The sequence below is a fragment of the Chamaesiphon sp. genome, assembly GCF_041737865.1.
Taxonomy (GTDB): Bacteria; Cyanobacteriota; Cyanobacteriia; order Cyanobacteriales; family Chamaesiphonaceae; genus Chamaesiphon.
Genome location: NZ_JBGSQZ010000213.1, coordinates 1 through 24,918, shown reverse-complemented (window position 1 = coordinate 24,918; position 24,918 = coordinate 1). Strand labels below are relative to the sequence as shown.

21 protein-coding genes are annotated in these 24,918 nt (G+C 46.4%); 8 read left to right on the top strand and 13 right to left on the bottom strand.

Annotated elements, in window-relative coordinates:
* Positions 1-170 precede the first annotated feature (170 nt).
* The 3 genes from ACEW9J_RS15930 to ACEW9J_RS15920 all read right to left on the bottom strand — a co-directional run bounded on the left by ACEW9J_RS15930 (position 171) and on the right by ACEW9J_RS15920 (position 4,098).
* Positions 171-1,358 (bottom strand): TonB family protein, encoded by a 1,188-nt coding sequence (locus ACEW9J_RS15930; protein ID WP_373546094.1) that lies wholly within the window; start codon positions 1,356-1,358, stop codon positions 171-173.
* Positions 1,359-1,363: 5 nt separating this feature from the next.
* A complete protein-coding gene (locus tag ACEW9J_RS15925) occupies positions 1,364-3,553 on the bottom strand; it encodes a TonB-dependent receptor domain-containing protein (RefSeq protein ID WP_373546093.1) in 2,190 nt (729 codons plus the stop codon).
* 191 nt (positions 3,554-3,744) lie between these two features.
* Complete coding sequence (locus ACEW9J_RS15920; protein ID WP_373546092.1) at positions 3,745-4,098, bottom strand: hypothetical protein; 354 nt, start codon at positions 4,096-4,098, stop codon at positions 3,745-3,747.
* Positions 4,099-4,367: 269 nt separating this feature from the next.
* On the opposite strand from ACEW9J_RS15920, the gene ACEW9J_RS15915 reads away from it, so the two are divergent.
* The 4 genes from ACEW9J_RS15915 to accB all read left to right on the top strand — a co-directional run bounded on the left by ACEW9J_RS15915 (position 4,368) and on the right by accB (position 7,174).
* The gene (locus tag ACEW9J_RS15915) at positions 4,368-4,787 is read left to right on the top strand and encodes a BlaI/MecI/CopY family transcriptional regulator (protein WP_373546091.1); all 420 of its coding nucleotides are present in this window, start codon (positions 4,368-4,370) and stop codon (positions 4,785-4,787) included.
* Positions 4,787-5,671 (top strand): M56 family metallopeptidase, encoded by an 885-nt coding sequence (locus ACEW9J_RS15910; RefSeq protein WP_373546090.1) that lies wholly within the window; start codon positions 4,787-4,789, stop codon positions 5,669-5,671. Before ACEW9J_RS15915 ends, ACEW9J_RS15910 begins: the two co-directional genes overlap by 1 nt.
* 163 nt (positions 5,672-5,834) lie before the next feature.
* Complete coding sequence (efp, locus tag ACEW9J_RS15905; protein WP_373546089.1) at positions 5,835-6,395, top strand: elongation factor P; 561 nt, start codon at positions 5,835-5,837, stop codon at positions 6,393-6,395.
* A 305-nt stretch (positions 6,396-6,700) separates the two neighbouring features.
* On the top strand, positions 6,701-7,174 hold the full coding sequence (gene accB, locus ACEW9J_RS15900; protein ID WP_373546088.1) for an acetyl-CoA carboxylase biotin carboxyl carrier protein: 474 nt from the start codon (positions 6,701-6,703) through the stop codon (positions 7,172-7,174).
* Here the strand turns inward: accB and ACEW9J_RS15895 are convergent.
* The 8 genes from ACEW9J_RS15895 to ACEW9J_RS15860 form a co-directional block, all read right to left on the bottom strand.
* Positions 7,171-7,947, bottom strand: coding sequence for a GerMN domain-containing protein (locus ACEW9J_RS15895; RefSeq protein WP_373546087.1), 777 nt, complete (start codon positions 7,945-7,947; stop codon positions 7,171-7,173). The two genes, accB and ACEW9J_RS15895, sit on opposite strands and share 4 nt — an antisense overlap.
* Before the next feature lie 320 nt (positions 7,948-8,267).
* Positions 8,268-9,068, bottom strand: coding sequence for a DUF2993 domain-containing protein (locus tag ACEW9J_RS15890; protein WP_373546086.1), 801 nt, complete (start codon positions 9,066-9,068; stop codon positions 8,268-8,270).
* Positions 9,069-9,256: 188 nt separating this feature from the next.
* Positions 9,257-11,059: a proline--tRNA ligase gene (gene proS, locus ACEW9J_RS15885; RefSeq protein ID WP_373546085.1), complete on the bottom strand. Its 1,803-nt coding sequence runs from the start codon at positions 11,057-11,059 to the stop codon at positions 9,257-9,259.
* A 127-nt stretch (positions 11,060-11,186) separates the two neighbouring features.
* Entirely contained in the window at positions 11,187-11,789 is a 603-nt protein-coding gene (locus tag ACEW9J_RS15880; RefSeq protein WP_373546084.1) for a hypothetical protein, read from the bottom strand.
* Positions 11,790-11,830: 41 nt separating this feature from the next.
* Complete coding sequence (gene argF / locus ACEW9J_RS15875; protein WP_373546083.1) at positions 11,831-12,754, bottom strand: ornithine carbamoyltransferase; 924 nt, start codon at positions 12,752-12,754, stop codon at positions 11,831-11,833.
* 268 nt (positions 12,755-13,022) lie between these two features.
* On the bottom strand, positions 13,023-13,871 hold the full coding sequence (locus ACEW9J_RS15870) for a dienelactone hydrolase family protein (protein WP_373546082.1): 849 nt from the start codon (positions 13,869-13,871) through the stop codon (positions 13,023-13,025).
* A 313-nt stretch (positions 13,872-14,184) separates the two neighbouring features.
* Complete coding sequence (locus tag ACEW9J_RS15865) at positions 14,185-15,885, bottom strand: iron uptake porin (protein ID WP_373546081.1); 1,701 nt, start codon at positions 15,883-15,885, stop codon at positions 14,185-14,187.
* A 268-nt stretch (positions 15,886-16,153) separates the two neighbouring features.
* Complete coding sequence (locus tag ACEW9J_RS15860; RefSeq protein ID WP_373546080.1) at positions 16,154-17,953, bottom strand: iron uptake porin; 1,800 nt, start codon at positions 17,951-17,953, stop codon at positions 16,154-16,156.
* A gap of 446 nt (positions 17,954-18,399) precedes the next feature.
* Here ACEW9J_RS15860 and ACEW9J_RS15855 point away from each other — a divergent pair, with 446 nt between their 5' ends.
* The 3 genes from ACEW9J_RS15855 to ACEW9J_RS15845 all read left to right on the top strand — a co-directional run bounded on the left by ACEW9J_RS15855 (position 18,400) and on the right by ACEW9J_RS15845 (position 21,667).
* Entirely contained in the window at positions 18,400-19,452 is a 1,053-nt protein-coding gene (locus tag ACEW9J_RS15855; RefSeq protein WP_373546079.1) for a hypothetical protein, read from the top strand.
* A gap of 146 nt (positions 19,453-19,598) precedes the next feature.
* Positions 19,599-20,786: a formate-dependent phosphoribosylglycinamide formyltransferase gene (gene purT / locus ACEW9J_RS15850; protein WP_373546078.1), complete on the top strand. Its 1,188-nt coding sequence runs from the start codon at positions 19,599-19,601 to the stop codon at positions 20,784-20,786.
* Positions 20,787-20,875: 89 nt separating this feature from the next.
* Positions 20,876-21,667 (top strand): YdcF family protein, encoded by a 792-nt coding sequence (locus ACEW9J_RS15845; protein ID WP_373546077.1) that lies wholly within the window; start codon positions 20,876-20,878, stop codon positions 21,665-21,667.
* 5 nt (positions 21,668-21,672) lie between these two features.
* Here ACEW9J_RS15845 and rnhA read toward each other — a convergent pair whose 3' ends face one another.
* Together rnhA and ACEW9J_RS15835 are read right to left on the bottom strand one after the other, a co-directional pair.
* Positions 21,673-22,533, bottom strand: a complete 861-nt coding sequence (rnhA, locus tag ACEW9J_RS15840) for a ribonuclease HI (RefSeq protein ID WP_373546076.1) — start codon at positions 22,531-22,533, stop codon at positions 21,673-21,675.
* A gap of 6 nt (positions 22,534-22,539) precedes the next feature.
* The gene (locus tag ACEW9J_RS15835; RefSeq protein ID WP_373546075.1) at positions 22,540-23,883 is read right to left on the bottom strand and encodes a hypothetical protein; all 1,344 of its coding nucleotides are present in this window, start codon (positions 23,881-23,883) and stop codon (positions 22,540-22,542) included.
* A 180-nt stretch (positions 23,884-24,063) separates the two neighbouring features.
* On the opposite strand from ACEW9J_RS15835, the gene ACEW9J_RS15830 reads away from it, so the two are divergent.
* Positions 24,064-24,918, top strand: an 855-nt coding sequence (locus tag ACEW9J_RS15830) for a DNA polymerase III subunit gamma/tau (protein ID WP_373546095.1), incomplete at its 3' end; no start/stop codon positions are given.

Sequence of the window (24,918 nt, the reverse complement as noted above, 5' to 3'; positions counted from 1 at the left end):
TTTTGACGTTGAAAGGCTCAAAACCCTTGCACTCGATCGCTTGAATCTGGCGATCGAGTGAGAATATTTGCAACAAAACCATTTTTTAGCAAGGAGTTCAGGCTTTAGAACAGCATCAGGGACTAATTCAGCAAGCCCTAGTTAAATCCATAAATTAATGTTTGACAAAATTATAAGAAAATATTGGCGCGAACGATCCCTTTAATCGGTTTGCCAGAGGGATTAAATTGCATTTGTTTGATACCTGCGAGGATGATTTCATCGATTTGGGGATTGCCGCTCGATTTGACGATGTTGGCGGCTGAGACTATGCCATTTGCATCGATCTCCACCCGAATTCGCAAGCGATCTTTACCACCGTCACTGTCTTGTAAGTTTTGAAGTCTGGCAATCTGGCAATTCTTGATACATTGCAATCCACCACCATTACCAGTACCAGTACCAGTGCCAGTGCCAGTGCCAGTGCCAGTACCATTACCAGTGCCATTTGGAGCCGATGAATTACCTGTTGACATACCAGTGGCGGCGAAATCACCGCTTGGAGTAGCTAGATCGGTACTGCCTCGCCATGTGGGCGTAAAGCCGTTAATAGCAGAAGTACCATTTAGTTCGATCTGTCGATCGTTGTTGGTACCTGTCAGAGGATTATTGCTGGCCCTGAAGCGATCTTCGGACTGGTTTAGATTAGATGTTGGTGGTGCTGGCTGGCTTGATAAGATCGATCGCTCTGATGTGCTGGAATACGTTTTGGATAAGCGGGGTGACTTGACTGGGGGCGGATCGGATTTGGTAGTTATAGGTGTTGGTAATGTCGGGAAGGAGAAGGATTTTGGCGGGGATGAGGACGATCGATCGGCGGGAACGGGAGCATCAATAGCGGGGATGGGTGTAGATTTTGCTTTGAGCTTGGATGTGGGCGATCGCGATTTGAGCTGTTTGAGCGTGGAGAATGGCTTTGATTTGGATGAAAGCTTGACTGTTGGTGGGCTTGACTCGATCGCGGGCTTGGAAGTAGTGACAGTAGTTGTGGGAAGGTTCTTGGCGACAATCTGCGGGAGTGAGGGCTTGGGAATAACTGGACTCGAAGTCTGGCGAATAATCGGTTTGGGTGCGATCGCGATCGGTAGGGGCGGGGCTGGCACTGAGGCGATAGCCTCGACTGGTGCTACCAGTACGATCTCGATCGGTTCTTCGGGTGGTGCTGCTACTCGCCACCACTTAGAGATGCCCCAAATCAACCCCAGATGGAGAACTACGGAACCACTCAAACCAAGGGCGAGTATAGTTCGCAGTTGGCGGTCTGAATTTGGGCGATCGATTAGTGGCTGTAGCAGATTGCGGGAGCTGGACGAACGCATACACTTTAGAAATTAGCAGAAATGCCAACCCGATAGGTTCTACCTGGGCTGTAGATCCGATTTACTTTTTCGTACTGAACATCGGCAAGGTTCTCGACAAACAGATTGAGTCCGACATTTTCGCCGATCGGGATGCGCGCACCCAGATCCAAATTGAGGAAAGATGGAATAAAGTCGGTGCTAATCAGACCTGGGTTGTTAAAGAAAGCACGACGGGTACCTGCATTGTAGTTAGTTAGAAGATTGACTTCCCAACCTCGATTGGCATAACCAATCCCCAACTGAGCGACTGAATAAGGCACGAAAGACAGTTGTAATCCCTGTTCTGCACCGGACTGAATTTTGGCATCAGTGTAGGTGTAGTTGGCAAAAGCAGACAATTGGGGCGTGAGTTGTTGTTTGAAGCCAATTTCTAACCCGTTGGTAGCAACTTGCCCAATATTTGCCCATTGAGTAATCGTCGGGCTAACTGCTTGAGTGGCGAGGCGATCGTTTAAACTACTTCCAAAGTAGGTAATCGTACCTGTAGATGTATTGCTCAATGCCAGATCGAATCCCGCCGTATACGTGAAGCCTGTTTCGGGCTTGAGATTGGGGTTGGGGAACCAGCCGTGGACGGTATCGTAGAGGTATAGTTGGTCGAGTCCAGGATTGCGTTGTGCACCAGCGACAGAGGCACGCAGAGCCAGATTGGGGGTAATTTCCCAGCGTGAGCCGAGGCTGGGATTGAGATAGTTACCAAACTGAGAGTTAAAGTTTTGCCGAAAGCCTAAATCTACCGCAAATCGATCGGTAATTTTCCAGGTATCGACGGCGAAGAGGGCGGTATTGAGGACATTGCGATTCTCAATATCGTTAAAGGCAATCCGACTAGGTACAGTGCTAATCGATGAACCATTAAGTTGACGATTTTGGATTTCCCCACCCCAGCGCAGAGTATTAGTAGGATTAGTCTTCCATGTATGATCTACTCTTCCAGTCACGGCTTGGGTATCGAGGGTACCCGTGCGGCTAAAAGTTCCGCTCGGCCCAAAGGTATTAAAATAATCCTGGTTATAACTGATAGTAGTATTGAGAATCGAGCTTTGGTCGGGGCTGAGTTGGGTTCGCCAGTTCAATCCCAAATTTAGCGTGTCGTGATTTAATCTATCCCGTTGGAAGGGGAACCCAAAATAAACCAAACCTCGCCGACTAGTAATTTTAGTCACATCGAAATCTAGGCGATTGCGATCGTTCAGTTCAGCAGAGATATTACCAGAATAACTCATGGTATCGGTGTCGGCGTTGGTAAGTTTACCCGTCACAGGGTCGCGATTAGCAGCACCGATCGGGACACTATAGTCATTATCGATCCGATATTTTTCGACCCCGATCCGATAGTTTAATGTTTGGGTGCCACCAATATAACTAGCCCGATAATCCTGACGACCATAAGAGCCGAGTTCCGCTGATACATTAGTTTCTGGACTGCCCTTATAAGCCTTGGTAATAATATTTACCACACCACCAAAGGCTTCAGAACCGTAGATAATATTACTTGCACCACTAGAAAGTTCGATCCGATCGATCGCATCTGCCGGAATACTATTGAGATCTGTCGCACCATGATAGGTATTGACATTAGTATTAATCGGGCGACCATTTAATAAGATAATAAATTGGTTTGTCGATGCCCCACGATAATAAGTTCCAGTGTGAATATCGGCACCATAACCGACATCATTAATGGCAAACCCAGGTAAATTCTTGAGGGCATCAGCCGCATTTTTTGAACCTTGCCGATCGATTTGTTGGCGATCGATCGTGTAAATCGGTGAGGATTTTGGTAAATCTATTCGGCGTTCTCCAGTGACATCGATGGTGAGTTCTGGCTCTGCGGCGATCGGATCTGTCGGTGCCGGTGGTGCCACAATTGTAGGAACTGGCGTTGCTGCGGCTGGCAGTAGGATAGTTTGGGGAGATTCAGCTCGTGGTGCCGATCTACTCTCAGCAGTTGGTTGAGATCTAGGCTTGGCTTTGAACTTGGGACGTTTCTTTTTCCTAACCGCGATGAGGATATTACTAGATTGGGAAACGTTGACGCTTAGAGTAGTGATGGGCGAGATCGAGTCTGCCGCCCGCACAATATTACCGAGGAAAAATGTCGCAAATAATCCGCTGATGGTCACAAGCGACCAGTTTAATTGTCTATTCAATGTGTTTACTTATTACCGATCTTTAGTTGTAGTTAAAATATTCAATTACTCACGCTCGATGCTAGAGCGATCTACTTACTACCTTCCCACTCAATCAAGAGACATCATGATTCACCATTCACCCCCTAAGCTAGATGTCTAATTTGACACAGGTCAGGGAGTAGTTCATCTAGTTTTAGATCTACCGATCTTCAGTGAGACATGTGCTGATGGGGAGTCATCTGCGATTCAGATTGTCCTGGCTGCACTTGGGGAGAATTAAGTTGCATCAGGCTCATATTCACTCGACCAAAACTCACCAATCCCATCGTAATTAGTCCCGTACTAAACAATCCCATCGAAACAAGTCCGATTGAGATCGCCCCCATCGGCACCAATCCGATCGAAATCAATCCGTGGGGCACCACACCAATGGAAATCAATCCATGCGGCGACACCCCAATTGAAAAAATGCCATCATGGGGAGAAATTCCAATCGATAAAAGCTTGAGTTTGTGGTGGCGATGCTCCAGAGGAGACGCTACGAGATCGCGATCGTTAGTCATTCGACTTGATGCCAGTTTGAGGTAAGGTGGAATAATTTAGCCGCATATATAAATAGCGCATTTAGTCGGGATCGGTCAAATGACAACGTGTAAAACACCTTGATTTTCCAGAGGAGCGACTGAAATCACGCGGAGGTCTCCGACCCATGGCTTTCAGTCAGCGATTCGCGCTCTGGAGGTTTCCTCCAGATCTCGCTGTATCAAGACAAGACAGAGGCTCTCTCCAACGGATTCTTGCGATAATGTGTGAGTACTCTAACTAAAATTTCATGGCTCCGCTGCCCCACCACCGCCCTCAGCAACTCTCGCTGGGGCCACTCGAACGCGAGATTCTCGAAATTATCTGGGAACTAGGTATAGTCACCGTTAAAGATATTCACGATCGGATTTTGAGCGATCCAGATCGTGAATTAGCCTATGCTTCTGTTGCTACGATCCTGAATCGACTGACACAGAAAAAATGGCTCACCTGCAATAAACAAGAACGCACCTATGTTTGGCAAGCAGTAATAAGTGCGACTGAAGCACAAACTCTTCAGGCTTACGAACATCTCAACCAATTTTTGGCAGTGGGAAATCCTGATATCGTCGCCGCCTTTGCCGACGATCTCGATCGATCTAGTCTCGAACAGCTAGAAGCGATCGCTCACAGACTGCAAGCCATCCACACCGCCAAGGAGAAACAGTAATGCACCTAATTGTATTGTTGGCTATTTTCGCGCTGGCTTGGAGACTGCGGTACACTTGGTCGGAAACTGGTGCTAGTTGGAACCAGCGGTGGGATCGGACACTAGCAATATTCTTGTTACCACCACTACTATTATTTACGAGTGCGATCGCCATCATTTGGATGGGGCCTCACGGACGGATGGTATGGGTCGGAAATGATTGGTTGAGTTATGACCTCGCGATCGGATTTTTGGGATTTGCAGCACTTTACTGGCTCAAACTAGCTAGATCTGGATGGCTGATGCTCCAACAGGTTCGCACCTACCCCACCACCGAACTGGACGGCAATAGCGTTCGTCTCCTCAATCTAGCGACTCCATACATTGCCCAAATTGGTTTCTGGGAGCCAGAATTAGTCATTAGTCAGGCATTGCTAGATACTCTGGGAACAGAGCATTTAGGAGCCGTTCTAGCCCACGAACAAGCGCATTATCACTACCGCGATACCTACTGTTTTTTCTGGTTGGGCTGGGTGCGTCAGATTACCACTTGGCTACCGCAGACTGAAGCGATGTGGCAGGAATTATTAGTACTCCGAGAACTGCGTGCCGATCGCTGGGCAGCAGATCGCACCGATCCATTATTAGTAGCCGAAGCTTTACTCTTGGTAGTTCAAAATACATCCGCCCTTACTGAAAACTTCAGTGCCGCTTTTAGTCAAATGGCTCCAGCAGATCGGCTCGATCGCCGGATTGAAGCACTTTTGGCAATCTTGGAACCTTCACTCGACGATCGCGTTGACGTAATCGAGCCGCAACATCGGCAGTACCAACAAAACCTATCTACCTGGGCATGGCTGCTGCTAGCATTGCTACCATTATTAGCAGTGCCCTTTCATACATAACCCAAGTTGCTATTGACACTCAAAGTGGTTTCAACCACTGTCTTGTGTCTTGTCTTGTCTCGCTGCGGTCAAGACAAGACACAATCGTTGGCATTCTTAGACCCACAGTCACTAAGACTGATAAAATAAGATACGACAATTCTCCGCAACAATACAAATATTCATGATTTCCAGTAATGACTTTAGACCTGGTGTATCCATTGAGTGGAAAGGAGGCGTATGGAAAATCGTCGAATCTCTCCATGTTAAACCTGGGAAAGGTTCCGCTTTTGTAAGGACAAAGCTCAAAAATGTCCAAAGTGGTAGCGTGGTAGAAGAAACATTCCGCGCTGGGGAAACTATGCCCCAAGCTACGTTGGAAAAAATTAAGATGCAGCACACCTATAAAGATGGCGATCAATTTGTGTTTATGGATATGGAATCTTTTGAAGAATCCAATCTGACTCCTACCCAAATTGGTTCTAACGTAAAATACCTCAAAGAAGGGATGGAAGTTAGTATCGTCCGTTGGGGCGAACAAATTATGGAAGTGGAGCTGCCAAACACCGTAGTATTGGTCGTGATTGAAACCGATCCTGGGATGAAGGGCGATACAGCTACAGGCGGTAGTAAGCCAGCGATCGTTGAGACAGGCGCACAAGTTACAGTACCTTTGTTTATCAGTATCGGTGAAAAAATTAAAATCGATACTCGTACCGATCAATATGTTGGCAGAGAAAGCTAATTAGAACACTGAGCTAGTCCAAAATTCACTCTCGGTTCGATCGATCTGTAAGTGAATTTTGTTTTAGTTGCGATCGGTCAAAATTGATACTTCAATCATCTGAAATTTGTGCGGTCGGTTGACTAAATAAATCGGCTCCACTCTCAGGAGCCATGCGACCCGATCGCGAGGCAGTTTGCTGGTGTTGGCATCGGCGCAAACGAGATCGGCTTTAGCGATCGTTTTCTAATATATCAATTAAATTTATCTCCCTAATAGTTACGTCTACTCGATTACTAATAACTATTAATCAACCAGAACTGAATATGACAATTAATTTTAAAGAAATTAGCGAACTATTAGCCGCGATCGCTAAAAATAATATTACTGAATTAACACTTAAAAATGCTGATTTTGAACTAACAGTCAGCCAGGGTAATCCACCAGTAACCAGTAGCTCGATTTCGACAACAATTACAGATATTAATTCTCAATTAATATCTTTACCTCCCGAATCATTGGCGGTAAATCAACCAGCCACACCATCGATCGACAAAAATTGGATCGCGATCGAGTCGCCGATGGTAGGCACTTTCTATCGCTCTCCAGCCCCAGATGAACCAGCATTTGCATCTCCAGGAGATCGGATCAAAGTGGGGCAAACAGTCTGTATCATTGAAGCAATGAAGCTGATGAATGAGATCGAATCTGAATCAGCCGGACAGGTAATGGAGGTGTTAGTTGAAAATGGTCAACCGATCGAATTTGGTCAACCACTAATGTATATCAACCCTAATTAAGGAGTTGCATTTGGATCTGGATTAATCGGGAAATCTTGGTTGTAAGTTTGACGCGTAGTTGGTTGTCTGATTTCTACTCCAACATCACCGAGTACTTCCAACTTTTTACCTTCGACGGTAATCCATACAGGTGCATCGGGATTTTGAGCTGTGGCGGTATAAACTACTTGACCTAATCTCCCAATCATGGAAGTCGCTCCAAATCCTTGGGTAAACTCCTTCGATAGATCGACGTGGATGCCATCTGCGAGAATTTTGGCACTCAATAGCTTGGTTCCCACAGGAATTGTGGAAGTCAACTTCCCATCTGGCTTACCTGCTGAAGCGATCAAACTAGAAAGCGATCGATTGACGCGTACCTCTGGATCTGAGCTACTGGGTTCAGTATCCTGACGTTCTTGGGGTACTAAAAATGTTTTTTTACCATCATCATCCAGCCGCCAAATTTTAACGGTATTTTCTTGCTTTTGAGCGATCGATGGTGTCGTTGACTTAGTAGTCTTTGCGACTGTCGGACTCGTGGATTGCACCGAGGGAACAACCGCAGTTGGGTTGGGTGCTGTGGTGATAGGAGAGACTTGTGGCGAATCTACCCGCGCCGGATCTACTGTAATTGGATTGGAAGAACTAATTTTGTTAGGGGTACTCGCTTGGGGGCGGTTGTTTTGGTGGATCGGAAACCATGCTAATCCGCCACCAATAATAGTTGCTGCTACAGCTAGGGCTGATATGGTAGCAACTACGCTTTTAGATATAGACTTTTGCTCTTCCATAATTAAAATTCCTATAGATCGTTAGAACCAGTGAACAGTAAACAGTTATTTAGAACATGGTGCTTGGGACTCGATCGGGCAAAGCCCATGCTGTGCCTAACAGCAGGCTTCCGCCAATGCGAACGAGACAATGCAAGGCAAACAAGACTTGATAACTAGCAACTGGTAAATGCTCTTATGTTCGACCTGCTTTCGTCACCCAAAGTACCCTTAGTTACTCCACTAACAGTCTAACTGGTAGAATCCAGATTCGGTAACGATCGATCTTCATCGACAGTTAGCCGCTGGATCGATAATGGCACAGACTCAGGAGCGATCGGTTACTGCTGGGTACCAGATATCCGTACAAAAGCTGACAGTTCTAGCTCTTGGGGACTGACTTTGAACTGAAGAATTCGGGTAGTCAGACCGCGCTGTTCTAGTAAATCTACACTAAGTCGATCGCTGATTCCAGTAGTCAAGCCAGCTAATAAAAAAGGTGGAACTTGAGTACCGCCGACTGTCGCAGTAGGTGCCAATAACTGAAACTTTCGCCCGCCGATGACACTCACACCAGTTTCGAGATTAATCGCCAGTTTTTCATCAGAGCCAGGGTCTTTCAACTCTGCTGTAATCCCCAGTCGATTATTACCCAAAAATTTCAATTGAGGGTTGGTGATTTGATAATCCTTATTGAGCGAACTAGCAGCAGCACCGAAGGTACTAGTTGTCATTTTCTGAAGCTGGGCGATCGAAGCCGGAGATTTTAAGAAATTATTTAGATCTGCTTCATTAAACTTAAATTTCACTCCCGCCTGAATTGGTTGTTGAAGAGATGAAGATCGCGGGTTTTGTCCATCTGCTTGAATTGCTTGGAGATTTACCGCAATCGGATCGGTTTCAACTTCTAGGGTATCGATTCGCAGATCCTTGCTTACCCACACACCCCGTCCAGCAATCCGCAATTTATTGATTTTACCGTTGATAATCTGGTGAACTGGAGCATTATCAACTCTCACTTGTAGTTGCTCGGCACGGTCTAGCTGCGATCGCAAGGCGGTTTCCACAGTTTTATCGACTACGACTCCAGTGAGTGAAAATAAGGAGGTAATACTGGACAGGAGGATGATGATTAGTTCCATTTGGGAGTTAGTGAATGGTGGATGGTGGATGGCGATTCGCGCTCCTCGGGTTCCCCGAGGGTTTAGCGAATCAAGACAGTGGATGGAGTTTTGCTGTTTTATGTCTTAGCCGATCGGCAGCATGTTCATTGCCTAATTATTTGAGGATTGAACCTCCGCGATCTGATAGATCCCTATTCACCATTCACTTATCCACCATTCACCATCCACTCTTTAATGGCTGCTCCAACACTCTCGACGGCAATGTCTTGAGATTGTTTCGTGGCGCGTTGTACTACTTCCACTTTACCATCTTTGAGCGAACGACCAGTGACGATCCGGTAGGGGATGCCGATCAAGTCAGCGTCCTTGAATTTGACTCCAGCCCGCTCATCGCGATCGTCGAGGATGGTTTCGACGCCCATCTGATTTAACTCGGTGTAGAGGCGTTCTGCGACCTCCATCTGCTGGGCATCGGTAATATTAGGCACGCAGATAATCGCATGATAAGGAGCGATCGCTACTGGCCAAATTATCCCATCTTTATCGTAAGATTGTTCGACGGCTGCTTGAGCTAGTCGCGATACGCCCACACCGTAGCAACCCATCACTAGTGGCTGCTCTTCTCCCTGCTCGGTGGTAAATGTTGCCCCCATTGCTGCGGAATATTTAGTTCCCAGTTGGAAGATATGTCCGACTTCGATGCCGCGTGCTGTTTCCAGCGTTTGAGTAGGATCGTGGATGGCGCGATCTCCGACTAAAGCCTTTTGAAGATCGACGATGGTTGTTGGTAGGGGAAAGTTAGTATTCCAGTTAGCACCAACTAGATGTTTTCCAGCTTCATTGGCCCCCGTGATAAAGTTGGTTAGACTAGCGGCGGTGCGATCGACTATCCGCAGAAAGTGGGGATGGACATGGGGACTAGCACTAATATATTCATCCCCAAGATCGGGGGCAATATAACCGAGGGGTAATGGTTTGGCTGCCCATTTATCGATCGCCACTCCATCCGGTACTTCTAAAGCAATGACTGTTTTCGCGCCATAGTTAGGAGCTAATTTTACTAGTTCGTTAGTTAATTTAACCTGATTGACTTCTCGATCGCCACGAATACTAATTAATACCAGAACGGTCTTGCCATTATCATACACCGCTTGCTGAAGCACATTTTTGACGATCGAGGTTAGATCGCATTCGAGAAATTTCGCGAGTTTTTTAATCGAGTTTGTACCTGGGGTATCCTTGACTTCATAACTAGTAAAAGTAGATACGACAGCATCGGGAGCCAGGGAAACCGCCTTCTCTACATTGGCGGCATATTTACCATCCGCCGTGTACATCACATCATCCTCACCCGCATCCGCCAGCACCATAAATTCCTGAGAGCCAGAACCCCCAATCGCACCTGAGTCGGCATCTACAGCCCGAAACTTCAGCCCGCACCGCTGCAACATTTTGGTATAAGCATCGTGCATATCATCATAAGTAGCCTTGAGACTCTCCGCATCCGCATGAAAGGAATAACCATCTTTCATGATAAATTCCCGTCCGCGCATCAATCCAAATCGAGGGCGAATTTCATCGCGGAATTTGCTTTGGATCTGATAGAGATGTTGAGGTAATTGACGATAGGATTTAATCAAATCTCTCGCTACAGCCGTGACTACTTCCTCATGAGTAGGGCCTAATGCTACTTGTCGCTTTTGTCTGTCAGTGAAGGCGAACATAATCCCCTCGGCTTGAGTATAAGTATCCCAGCGTCCCGATTGCTGCCACAATTCGGCTGGCTGGAGTTGGGGGAGCAGACACTCTTGTGCGCCTGTCGCATCCATCTCTTCTTTGACAATCTGCCTTACCTTTGTCAATACCCGCCACATCAGGGGTAGGTAAGCGTACAAGCCACTCCCAATCCGGCGAATATAGCCAGCCCGCAATAGCAGTTTATGACTGGGGATTTCAGCTTCGGCTGGTTCTTCACGGAGGGTGACAAATAAGCTTTTGGACAGTCTCATCGGATTTTTTCGATTGGTTCACTCGCCCTAACTCGGTAGGGTTTGACTATCGATATTATCGCAGGGTCGGGGTCGATCGCGCTATTTATGCTCGCTCCTGATGTGTTGGGTTAGGAATCTGTGTAGTTCAATCTTGGCTCTCGATCATCCACTTGAGAATACCCAAAATCCGCTCGACAGGCATAATCTGATATTCATTGGCATCGATGGTCACATTTTTTTCCTCAAGCTTGAGAAATTGCCATAATCTACCACTGGTGACACTACCGTAGATAACTGAAATCGCTTTACCTTTGCTGGCGTTGAATAATTGCGCTGCTACCATCTCAGCGATGCACTGACCCAAGCCTAGATCTAATTCGCCGCGTTTGGCTTCTACCAGCATTACTAACGGAGCTTGGATCAGATATGGAGTTGTCGATTTGCTCAAGAGGAAATCACAAAATCCATTGAGACCGAGATCGCGGTCTACACTAAATTCCTCACCAGAGAACAGCTCAACCGAATTATGAACTAGCTTCCTAACTTCTAACAAGACTGGACTAATTAACAGTTCAGATTTAGCTTTTTCAGATCTAGCTTGTCTTGCTAATGGCAACCACTCGCTCAAAATGGCTGAAAATAGTTCGCTGGGAATGGCAACTGGTAAGTTCTCACAAAAAGGCGATCCAAATAGATTTAGTTCAAATCGATCGGTAACATCAGCTAACGTGAAGTTGTTGTAAGCCATAGTTTTACTAGAGCGAACTACCCAAAAATTCTAGCATTTTATCAATCTGTACCCAAGACACTAACTAATAAAGCTTTCTGAGCGTGCATTCGATTCTCAGCTTGATCCCAGACTCGCGATCGACTACCTTCAAGGACATCATCGGTAATTTCTTCCCCACGATGAGCGGGGAGACAGTGGAGGACGATCGAGTTAGGATCGGCTAGAGTCAACAACTCCCGATTGACTTGATATGGCTCAAAAACGGGCACCCGCGTATCGGATTGAGCTTCTTGTCCCATACTTGCCCACACATCGGTGTAAACCACCTGCGCTTGGCTGACAGCTTCTTGGGGAGATTGGGTGACGATTATTTGTGTCCCGTTGCTGCTGGCGATCGATCGCGCGCGTTCGACAATCTGCGGATCTGGAGTAAAATTAGGCGGACAGGCGATCGCCATATCCATGCCGACAGTTGCACAAGCCAGCATCAGCGAGTGTGCCATATTATTCCCATCGCCCAAGTAAGCAAGTTTTAACCCTGCTAATTGTCCAAAACATTCCTGCACCGTCTGTAAATCTGCCAATACCTGACAAGGATGCTCCAGATCCGTCAGCGCATTAATAATTGGCATCCGCGCATATTTAGCATAAGTTTCCACATCAGCGTGAGCGAAAGTCCGAATCGCCAGCACATCTAGATATCGATCCAATACCCGCGCCGTGTCTGCCAATGGCTCACCACGACCAATTTGCATCGCACTCACATTCAGGTCGATTACTTGCCCACCTAGCTGGCTCATCGCCACAAAAAAGCTCACTCGCGTCCGCGTCGAAGCTTTGTAAAATAGTAACCCTAGCGTTTTGCGACAAATAGGCTTGATGTTGCCTTGCTTGAGATCGGCTGCAAGTTGAAGGAGGGTGAGTGTCTCGTCAGCACTGAGATCTGTCATGCTCAATAAATCTCGACCTTTTAAGTCATCCATTCGATCGACCCTCAAACAACTAATATATTAATCAAACATCGAGAAGCGATAATTCTATCATGAGATTCCGGTGAGTGCGAAAGTCAGGCTTTAGGCTTTAGACTTTAGGCTTTAGGGAGAATAATATAGCAGTCCTATTTGATTTGTAAGAATATTGTAGAATGTGTTGTCTTGACGCACACAACCTGTCTGGGCTTTTTGCGACAATTAATCCACACTGCAACACAATTCATCCGTAGGGGTACCCTTCATGGGTACCCTAGATCTACTATTTCAACTTCTTGGGTTTAAGGTTTTGACTAAAGAATCCCGTTGTCATTATCCACGCCTCGGCTGCGGCTTCAGGAGCATAATTTTCTCTGCGGTCGCTCATAAAGCCATGTCCAGCTTTGGGGAAAAGATTGAGAATATAGCGTTTCTTGGCTTTGGATAGAGCAGCAGCAACTCGACCATGCTCGTCAGCGGCGATGAGTTGGTCTTCACTACCATACACGAGCATGATGGGCGATTGCATTGTAGAGCTGCGATCGAGTAGCGATTTTTGCCCCAGGGGATTACCTGCGGTGGCATCGATACCACCACCATAAAAGGAGATTGCCGCTTTGATTTTGGTGGGATAGACAGCATTGGTTAGGAAGGCGTATCTGCCGCCCATACAAAAGCCAATTACACCAATTCCGTTGGCATTGATTTCAGATTTCCCCGCCAGGAAATCAATACTTTTGCCAACATCGCTCATGATGGCATCATCGTTGAGAGATTTTAGTTTGCCGATCGCCCCCGCCACATCTGTATACTCATAAGTAGTACCGCGATAAAAGTCTGGAGCAATAGCTGCAAATCCTGACTGTGCCAACCTGTTGCAAATACTCTTACACCAATTATTTAAACCGAAAGCTTCCATCAGGACAATTACTGCGGGAAATTTACCTGTTCCTGCTGGGGTAACATAGTAGCCTGGCAAATCTTTGGAGATCTGAATTGTTTTACCGACTCTTGGCTCCGTATTGACAGCCGTGTTGATGTCTGGTTGTTTGGCGGTACTCAGTTGGGAATTTGCGACCACTGCGGCGGTAGCGATACTGGTGGCTGAAAGTAAGATGTCCCGACGTTTCATTAGTTATTTCGCGATCGATGATTAATTATCAGTAAACCGTAAATCGCGATCGATTACTACTGTTACATTTTTAACCGACATTCCGCACTTCATAAAATTCATGTCTAAAAAGCCTTGTTTTTCGTGAATGTAGGGTGTGTTATTCCGTAATGGTAACGCACCGTCAGGGTTTGAGGACGAAGATCGGTGCGTTTTGCTGGCTGCCGCATGAGCACCCTACTACACAAGCGAAAAATTGAAGTGCGGAATGTGGGTTTTAAGACAAAAAAGGGTACCCATCTGGGTACCCTTGATGTTTAGTTAATACGATCGACTAGAATACAAAAGTTGTCCGAATTGTACCGAGATACTCTGTGGGGTTAGCCGAGTTGTGTTCGGGATTAGTCAACAGCAGTAATCCAGGTGTGATGAAGAGATTGTCGCTAACTTTGTACTTGTAGAAAGTTTCGATGTGCAAGCTAGTTCCTGGATCTACACGACGAATATTATTTGCATTAAAGAAACTATTACCCGTCAGTTTAGGCTGCATCCCCACCACGAAGCCCAAGGTACTGCCTTTGGAAGCAAAATCCTTCACAGCTAGAGTCCCAGCATAGTTCCAGATATCCGCGCTATTACCAGCCCCTGTTTCTTGACGTGCCTGAGTCAATCCACCCCAAGCGGATAGAACCAGACTAGGGGAAAGATTGACACTCCCCGCCAGAGAGTAATGATTGGCTGAAGTTGGTGAGCCATTAAAAGGATTATTGGCAATGCTACTACCATTATTACCAGAAACGCCCGTACCAGTAGAATTGTATGCCCGAGCATAAATTAAGCCTAAGCTTACATCATCGGAAGGTTTGAGGGTCAGTTGGGAAAATAGCACGTTGGAACCGTTAAACAATCCTTTGCCAGATGCAGGATTATTAACAGTTTCTAAACCGCCAACTCTGGGCACAGCATAGCTCAAAGATAGCCCCAGACCAGGACTAAATTTATGATCTACCCCAATCCCTGCACCTTCACCACTGAGGCGGTAGACGGGATTGAATCGTCCAAACCTGGTTACTGCACCAGTACCAGCAGCTTGGTGTTCGGGGTTGAAAGTAAAGTAGTTATCATTAAATTCACTACCCACAGCTTCTACAAATACCTTAGTGCTGGCGGCTATAGGCAATTGGTATTGCAATCTATGAAGAGTAGTCGCATTTTCCTCACTACCTTCAAACCCTAACCGCGCCATATTGGTACCGGAGGGAGTACCAGCAAAACTGTTGCTGTTGCGCGATTGGAGCCGAACTAGCAGTAAGTCCTTACCTGTAAAGCTACTGCGGAAATTGAGCCGCACACGATCGGAAAAGATCGTGTTACGGGTTGCACTAGAAGGGCCACCAGCTAAACCAGTTATAGCAAAAATCGCTTCACCAACTAGTTTAGTGGTAGTAGAAAAGCTTTGAGCTTGGAGCTTGGTAACTTTGCCATCCACTGCTTGGAGACGGGCATCGACACCTTGCAGCTCGGCACTAAATGACTGCACTAAGCTTTTGAGTCGGTCGAGATCTTGTTGAGAAACAACATCTACTTCAACTGTTGGTGCGGGTGGTGCGATTGGGGCGGGTGCTGGTGGGGGAGGCAAGATCTCTGGTGCTGCTGGTGGCGGCGTAACCATTGATGGTGCAGATGGTCTCCTCTTCTTGATGGCGCGGCTCGGCTTTCTTCTGGCGACTAATTGCTCGATCGATTGCACGCAGCCATTGAGACTAGTTGCAAATTCTTCCCGCGATAAAATTTTATTTCCCGCCGGAGTATTGCCGCAGCTATACTTGGTGGTCAAAGCTTGAAGCGTTTGATAAGCCCAATCACCTGGCTTGACTTCTGTAGCTTGTGTCGCTTGTTCGATTTGGTCGGCGGTAGCTTCAGTGCTGACATTTGCCAGGGAGTTGACGCCTGTGGATTCATTAGCACTAGCAAAACCACCAGCAGTCCACACAGCGATACTAACTAGAATTGGCGATAAAAGATTTTTTGACAACAGTTTTATCATTCGATCGAGCTTTTCCTCACACTTAATTTTTGTTAACGATCCTGTCTTTTCCAGCCATATCCTAGTGGGTTACTTTTTTGATTTCTGTATATTGGATTACAACTGGCGATCGATACAAATGATATGTCAATCCAGCCCCAAGCTCAAAACTACCACGGACAACCTCTATCCATCACAAAAATAGGGGAAAAGCTAACTTAGCTTTTCCCCTATTTACAGATTTTAAAGATCGAACAGTTGCTACGATCCTAACTACTTAAAAAGTAAAGGTACTGCGGATGGTACCGACATACTCAGTAGGTTTACTGCGATCGTGCTCGGGATTGGTGATAAGCAATAGTCCAGGCGTAATTGCGAGGTTATCACTCAACTTAACTCGGTACAAAGCTTCAATGTGATATGAAGTATCAGGGTTGCCAGGAGCAACAGCAGTAGCACTTGCCGCCGGAGCATTTGCCGCAGCCAGACCAGTACCAGTCCGAGTATTTAGTTTCGGTGGTATTCCAACAATGAATGCCAAGCTGTTACCCTTTTGACCAAAGTCTGGGAAAGCTAGTGAAATAGCATAGTTACTACTACTTGCACTACCGCCAGCAGCCGTTTCGCGATTTGCCTCTGTAAAACCTGCCCAACCAGAGAGGATAAAATTTGGACTGACTTTATAGCTAGTCATAAACGAGTAGTAATTAGCTGAAGTCGGTACTGCGCCAAAGGGACTGTTGGCGGCAACACTACCAGTTCCGCCATTGATGTTGGCACCATTAGTAGTGTAAGCACGACCATAAATTAGACCCAGACTTAAATCTTTGGCGGGACGAATATTTAACTGACTAATAATCGCATTAGAACCGTTAAATAACCCATTACCCTGTGCTGGGTTTGCCGCTGAGTTGATGTTCGGAACTGCGTAACCGACAGCTAGATCCAGCTCGTTGCTAAATTTGTGGTTGACTGTTAGAGCTGCACCCTCGGTGCTAAGTCGGTAAACAGGGTTGAAACGACCAAACCGAGAAATCGCACCACTACCGGAACTAGTTAAGATGGGGTTGTGGGTATACAAGTGATCGTTAAACCGGGCACCCACAACATCAACAGTGATTCTTGTTTCAGGACTAATGGGAAAGCCATAATTCAGTATCGAAACACTCGTGTTGTTCCCACTGTCCCCGTCAAAACCCAACCGAGTCATGTTCGTTCCGGTTACTCCAGTGTTAAAGGAAGCAGTGTTACGTGATTCCAGCCTGGTTCTGAGGCGATCTTTACCAGTAAAACTAGTGTCAAAATTGAGACGAACGCGATCGCTCAAGATATTACCCGTCGTACCATTAGTACCAATACCAGCACTACGACCAGTATTGTAGCCACTAAAAGCAAAGATTGCTTCCCCGTTTAACTTAGTAGTAGTGGAAAAGCTTTGTGCTTGGAGTTTAGTTATTCTATCTTCGGCAACTTGAAGACGACTATCTACGGCTTGAAGCTCGGCACTAAATGACTGGACTAAGCCTCTGAGTCGGTCGAGATCTTGTTGTGAGACTACTTCTTCTTGCTCGATTTGTGGTTCGGGTGGAGCCAGGATTGGAGCTGGTGCTGGTGGGGGCGAGACCATTTCTGGAGCTGCTGCTGGTGGAGCGACCATATGTGGTGCTGAGGGACGTCTTTTTTTGATGGCGCGGCTCGGCTTTCTTCTGGCGACTAATTGCTCGATCGATTGCACGCAGCCATTAAGACTAGTTGCAAATTCTTCCCGCGATAAAATTTTATTCCCCGCCGGAGTATTGCCACAGCTATATTTGGTGGTCAAAGCTTGGAGCGTTTGATAAGCCCAATCACCAGGCTTAACTTCTGTCGCTTGTGTCGCTTGTTCGATTTGGTCGGCGGTAGCTTCAGTGCTGACAGCGGCTGCCACATTACTGGCTTTGAGAGATCCGGTAACTGCTGATTTTGTGGCGGCAACGTTGCCAATCGGAGTCGCTACAGCAGCGTAGGCACTAGCAATCCAGACGATCGCGCCAAATAAGATCGGGGACAAGAGATTTTTTGATAGTAGATTGGTCATGTTCGCGATCTTTTCCTCACACTATGATTTTTGACCGCAAGGCTGTAGATGTATACATCCGACGGTGTTAAGCTGTTCATTTTTAGATGACAGCTTATAGTCTATGACCTAATTTGGGCAATACATATAAATTTGGATACATTTTTTAGGTCTAATTAGTGCAATCGATCGCTATTACGCTCCGATTAATCAAATATTACATTTACTACAAATGTATAGGATTGGATTGGATTGGATAGGGCTGTTGCGAGTACTAGCGATTTGCGGTGATTTATAGCTCGATCCTCGATCGCGCAGCAGCAGGTAGTTCGATCGCGATAATCTTGGGTATTCTAAAGAAGTATGGCGATCCTAATCGATCGGCTCAACCAGATTAGTTGCCATAGACGATCTAGTAAAAGTATATCTTCTAGCTCAATATCTCATCAATTATGTGACTAAGATCGATGCCAATAAATACAGACGACGAAGATTTAATTTTTACTCGATCGCTGAAAGAAAGAGATTTAGAGACAATTGTAGAAGATCGAGTCATTGAAAGTGAGGATACGCTCGAAGGGCTAAACGATCCAACCATGATCTGGAGGTTTGCACAAGGGAAGAAACGCTTGGCAATCAACCAAAATCTTCGGATAAACTATGCCCATAATTCATTACAGTTATCAACTCCCAATCATGAATTAATTGCTATTCATAAAGTAGCTGAAAAGTTACACTATATCCTCATCAAAAAGGATAGTAAATATTCGGAGATGATTCAAAGTATTATTTCCGATTGCCAATTTATTCCGATCGACACTGCCACTGCCGAACGTGGATTCATGCGTTATCAAAAGTATGAAATTCCGAAAGGCTACAATCTCCGCTATGAGCCAGCAGAGCAATTGTGGCAAACGTGGCAAGACAATCTACAACAGCCTATAGCTGGAATCCAATTGGACATTCTGATTCTTGCTCGATCGAAATGGTACCGCGTTCAGCAAATGATTTGTACTGACAATCGACTCGATCTCCAAACTCGGTTGGGGTTAATTTCACTCTCACTCCGAGATCGGATCGCTTGGGTTGCTAAATTAGGCGATGTTCCGGCTGTCGGCAATGCCGATCTCACAGCCCAGCAAAATAGTAACAATAGTACTGACAGCGATATTTTAGGTAAAATTATTTCTAAGTTGGCGATCGAGGATGCCCCCGATAGCGACCTCCATTTAGACCCTCATTCTACTATGTCTACATCAGCTTACCAACCTGATGATTTATCCCTGTTGTATGATGGAGATCGCAGTAGTACACTAACTAGTCACACCTTAGATTCCATCTCCGCAGAACTACGGGCTGGTGCCTTAAATGTGCTTGAAAACTACCTAGAGCATGGTGAAACAATCGTCTCAACAGAAACGATCGCTGATGCTCAAGGTAATACAATTAGTGAAAAAACTATTAGTACCCATCGAGGGTGTCCCAGATGGGCAATCGAAGCAATTGTTCATTGGAGCTAGAGCGGATTTGCTGGCTACTGTCGCCAGCGAGGCTACGCCAAGACTTCGCTCTGCACAAGTAGCCTGTGTGTCAACGCATGGGAAAATTAACTTGACGATCGTTGTTAAACTACTATTAAAGATGTTATCTCTACGCTCGAATTGTGATGAAACTGCCTCAGAAGTTAATGTTATTGGGATCGGGTGAATTGGGTAAAGAATTTACGATCGCCGCGCAACGATTGGGTAATCATGTAGTAGCTGTCGATCGCTATCCCAACGCCCCAGCGATGCAGGTTGCCGACGAGTATGAGGTCATTTCGATGTTGAGTGGGGAAGATCTCGAACGAGTTGTCTCCAAACATCAGCCAGACTATATCATCCCCGAAATCGAAGCAATTAGGACTGAGAAATTGGTGGAATTCGAGCAGCGCGGAATTAAAGTAATTCCTACTGCTAAAGCAACGGACTACACGATGAATCGCGATCGGATTCGCGAACTAGCTCACCAAGAATTGGGGATACGGACGGCGAAATATGCCTATGCTACTACGTTGGCGGAAATGCACGCTGCGGCTCTAGAGATTGGGTTTCCTAATGTGGTTAAACCAGTGATGTCTTCTTCGGGAAAAGGGCAATCGGTAGTTTCAAGTGCTGCGGAAATTGAGACAGCATGGAATTATGCGATTCTCCAGGGGAGAGGCTCTGCCAACGATGGTTCTAGAGGTGATAGTCAGAAAGTAATTATTGAAGAGTTTATTAATTTCGATCTCGAAATTACGCTATTAACAATCAAACAGTGGAATGCACCCACTATTTTTTGTCCGCCAATCGGTCATCGTCAAGAACGTGGTGATTATCAAGAATCATGGCAGCCTGCGGAGATTACCCCCGCCCAACTTGTCGCAGCACAAGCGATCGCCACTACAGTTACAAAGGCCCTTGGTGGAGCCGGAATTTTTGGCGTAGAATTTTTTATTACTGCTGATGAAGTGATTTTTTCGGAACTATCTCCGCGTCCTCATGATACTGGCATGGTAACATTAATTTCTCAAAATTTGAATGAATTTGAGCTGCACTTACGCGCTATATTAGGCTTACCGATTCCAAATATTATTCAATATGCTCCCGCAGCAAGTGCGGTGATTTTAGCTAGTAAAAACTCTGATGAGATCTACTTTACCGGAGTAGATCGAGCACTAGAAATCCCCGATGTAGATCTTCGACTATTTGGTAAACCTGACTCGCGCCCCTATCGGCGAATGGGAGTCGCTTTAGCAAAGGCAGAAACTACTCAATTAGCCCGATCGAAAGCGATCGATGCAGCTAACAAAATTACAATCGTCGATCGATAACCAACGATCGGATTAAGCCCTAGCTGTAAGCAAGAATCGTCAATCTTCTTAAATCTTTTTTATGAAATTTTAACTGTCAACTGACTAAAATGTTCTTATTTTTATCAAAACTAATTCCGCTATTTTTCTACCCAATGGGTGCGGCTTACTTGTTATTGACTGTCGCCTTAATACTCTGGTGGATAAATTCAAAGTGGACTCCCGCAGCAATTGGGGCAGCTCTAATAATTTTATTTCTGAGTGGGAATACTTGGATTAGTCATCGGCTGGCTCAATCCTTAGAGTGGCAAAATATCCCTAAAGCTGAACTGCCAATTGCTGATGCGATCGTCATCTTGGGCGGGGGCATCAGAGCTGGTGCCTATCCACGTCCTGATGTAGATTTTACAGATGCAGGTGACAGGGTGTGGCACGGCGGCAACTTGTACCGTGCGGGTAAGGCACCAAAAATCATCGTCAGTGGGGGCAGAATCACTTGGCAAGGTGGGGGTAATCCCGAATCCGACGATTTGACCAAAATATTAGTAAATATGGGTGTGCCCCAGCTAGATATCATCCCCGAACCCAATTCATATAATACTCATGACAATGCTGTAAATGTCCAAAAGATCTTACAAGCACAGAATTTTAAAACTATTTTACTCGTCACTTCAGCGATGCACATGCCCAGATCGATGGCAATCTTTCAACGTCTGGGCATCAGGGCGATCGCAGCACCAACTGATTATCGAATTTCTCAGTTGGAATTAGACCAACCCAATTTGGAAACTCAATCTGTTATTCTCAGCTTTTTGCCTAATGAAGAGTGCTTTTCGCTAACTACACAAGCTATCCGTGAATACATCGGGATATTAACTTATAGATTGCGCGGTTGGTTGTAAAAGACTTATTCCCCATCAACGCGTTCCAAGTGCCACAAAATTTGATTACCTTCACGGCGGACTCTCGATACAATCCAATTGCGCCACGCCCACCTGTCGCCACGACTAGTGACAGCACTGGCATTGATATCCATCAAGTCGGCTAATTCAGAGCTAGCAATTAGATAACCACTTTTGGCAATTTCATCAGTAATCCGCAAAGTATCGATGAGGTGATGAAGATGTGCAACTCGAACTTCACGGGGAATGTGTTCTGTACTATCGGAGTGAATAGTTTGTTCTTCTAACATGGGGACAATCTGCAAATCAGGGAGAGGGGGGATGATTGTTACAGGATCTGGAGGGGTCTGTGTAACAAGTAATGGTGATGTCTCCATTGTAGATCGTTGCCGCAGTTGTGGTGGTTGACCGCTAGAAAACCCTCTGGCGATCGTGTCACAGCGTTCGTTGCCCACGTTGCCAGAATGACCGCGAACGTGTTGCCAAGCTACAGGAATTTTGGTCTGGGATTGCACTTTGCCATTGAGCGTGTCGAGTGTCTCCCACAAGTCCTGATTGAGGACGGGTTTCCCTGCCGCAGTTTTCCAGCCCTTTTTCTTCCAACCTTTTACCCACTGGGTGATGCCTTTGATCAAGTATTCACTATCGGTGTAGAGCACGCATTGTGAGGATTGATTTGTGCTGACAAAAAACTCCAGCGCAGAAATCGCGGCTTGCATTTCCATCCGGTTATTCGTCGTGGCTCGATCGCGACCGCCAAATTCATGACAGCTACCATCATCAAAATAAGCAACTGTACCCCAACCACCAGGGCCAGGATTGCCCGAACAAGCTCCATCTGTATATAAGTTAGTAATTTTACTCATTTGCAATTAGACTCCGCGACGATCGGGGGTATTAGCAGCTTCAGGCATTTGGTCGTTACTATCCAAATTACTACTCCAAGGGTCTTCTGGTTTGTATTCCAATTTTGGGACAGGTGGCGGTGGTGGTGGTGCGATCTGCTGTCCATTGGCAGCCATAATTGGGGTTGTTGGAGTTGCGGGGGGCATCTCCGGCGGTGTCGAAGGGATTTCTGGTGGTGTAGAAGGAATCGGTGTAATTTCTGGTGTCGAAGGGATTTCTGGCGGTGTGGAAGGAATCGGTGGGATTTCCGGTGTCGAAGGGATTTCTGGTGGTGTGCCAGGAATCGGTAAAATTTCTGGTGTTAAAGGAATTTCTGGTGGTGTGGAAGGAATCGGTGAAATTTCTGGTGTCGAAGGAATTTCTGGTGGTGTGCCAGGAACCTCTGGGGGCGCAGAAGGAACCTCTGGTAGCGGTGAAGGCATCGGAGGAACTTCTGGCGTTGGGGTGGGTTCTGGTGGGGCTGATGGAATTTCTGGAGGGGTTGGGGATGGCGTTAGATCGCTCGACGGATTGAGATCGCCACTAACTTGTTGTACTTGTTGTTGCATTTGAGCGACAACTGCATTGATAATTAGTTGTGGGTCGGTCGTTTCGATCCCCAATTGTTCGGCTAGTTCAGCGACTAAATCAGGATCTCTTTGCAACATTGCTGAAAACTCTTCGAGCGTAATTTCCTGAGTTTCGGCAGCGTTATTTTCGGCTTCAGGTTGAGGTGTAAATGGTGGAGAGAGGAGCGGCGCATTGTCGAGGAGTAGTCCTGACGGTACTTCGCCAAATTGGTGAGCGCGATCGGTTGAGACACTATAGCTCAGATCGAAAGGAGCTTCTGCATCCACTTCATCAAATTCTAAAGCCTCGAACTCCATCATCGGTAGCAAGCCCCCAGGGAGTTGCTCGGCTTGACGATCGAGCAACCGCGCACCATACTCTCCAGCTAGATCGCCGATTTCACCGCAATCAAGTTGACCCAATTGCACCATTCGCCCAGCTAGTTCATAATTGGCTACGGGGGCATTGAGCAAATTATTACCAAACTTTTCGAGCCATTCTAACCAGTCTGACTTACGGACTCGCTGTCTGATTTTATTAAAAAAGCCGATCGCCCGTGGTTGTTGCCAGCCATGAGCCACTCCTTCGAGCAACTGCATGAATAGATACTCTCGATCGGTATCATCGAGCGGTGGTAACTCGGCAGTCGCTGCTAGTCGATCGTTGGCATAGCCTCGCCCCGACAGAGACGATTTACTCGTCCCTCGTCCGAATAATTTGCGAAACCACCTCACGAATGATTGCCAGATTTTTTTTAACATTTACTAATTCCTCGACTGCATTTAGGTACATTCGATCTAGGGTATCTTAGAGGGTAGTGCTAGGTAAACCACCTCGTTGGCAAAGCCTCTCCGTTGGAGAATCGAGGTTGGGTCTGGCTCGACCTTTGTTACATCCATCCTTGTGGTTGGATGAAAATTGGAACTTTATTTATTCCGCAGATGGCATACATACCTCTACATCATAAATATAGACCGCAAACTTTTGCCGATTTAGTCGGGCAAGAGGCGATCGCCACTACCTTAGCTAATGCACTACGTCTAGAAAAGATCGCCCCAGCATACCTGTTTACGGGGCCACGAGGGACTGGCAAAACTTCTAGTGCCAGAATCTTAGCCAAGTCCCTTAATTGTATGGCGAGTCAGGTACCTACAGCACAACCTTGCGGCAAATGTGAGGTGTGTAGTTCCATCGCTGTGGGTGCTGCGCTCGATATTATCGAAATCGATGCAGCTAGTAATACAGGTGTAGATAATATTCGCGAACTGATCGAACGCGCTCAATATGCCCCCGTTCAGTGTCGATATAAGGTTTATATCATCGATGAGTGTCATATGCTCACAACAGCAGCATTTAACTCTCTATTAAAGACGCTAGAGGAGCCACCAGATCGGGTAGTGTTTGTACTGGCAACGACCGATCCGCAACGCGTGTTACCGACGATTATTTCGCGGTGCCAGCGATTTGACTATCGCCGGATTCCCGTCGCGGCGATGGTAAAACATCTCACTTATATTGCGGGGATCGAGCAGATCGAGATTGCGCCCGCCTCGGTAAATTTAATTGCTCAAATCGCTCAAGGCGGATTGCGTGATGCTGAGAGCTTGCTCGATCGGTTGAGTTTACTCGATGGCGAGATTACACCCGATCGAGTGTACGATGCGATCGGGTCGGTACCAGAACGCGACTTACTCGGTATTCTACAATCGATCGCCAAATCCGATCCAGAGAGTCTACTCGATCGCACCCGCACGATCCTCGAACGTGGCAAAGAACCCCTCACCGTCCTCCAAAAC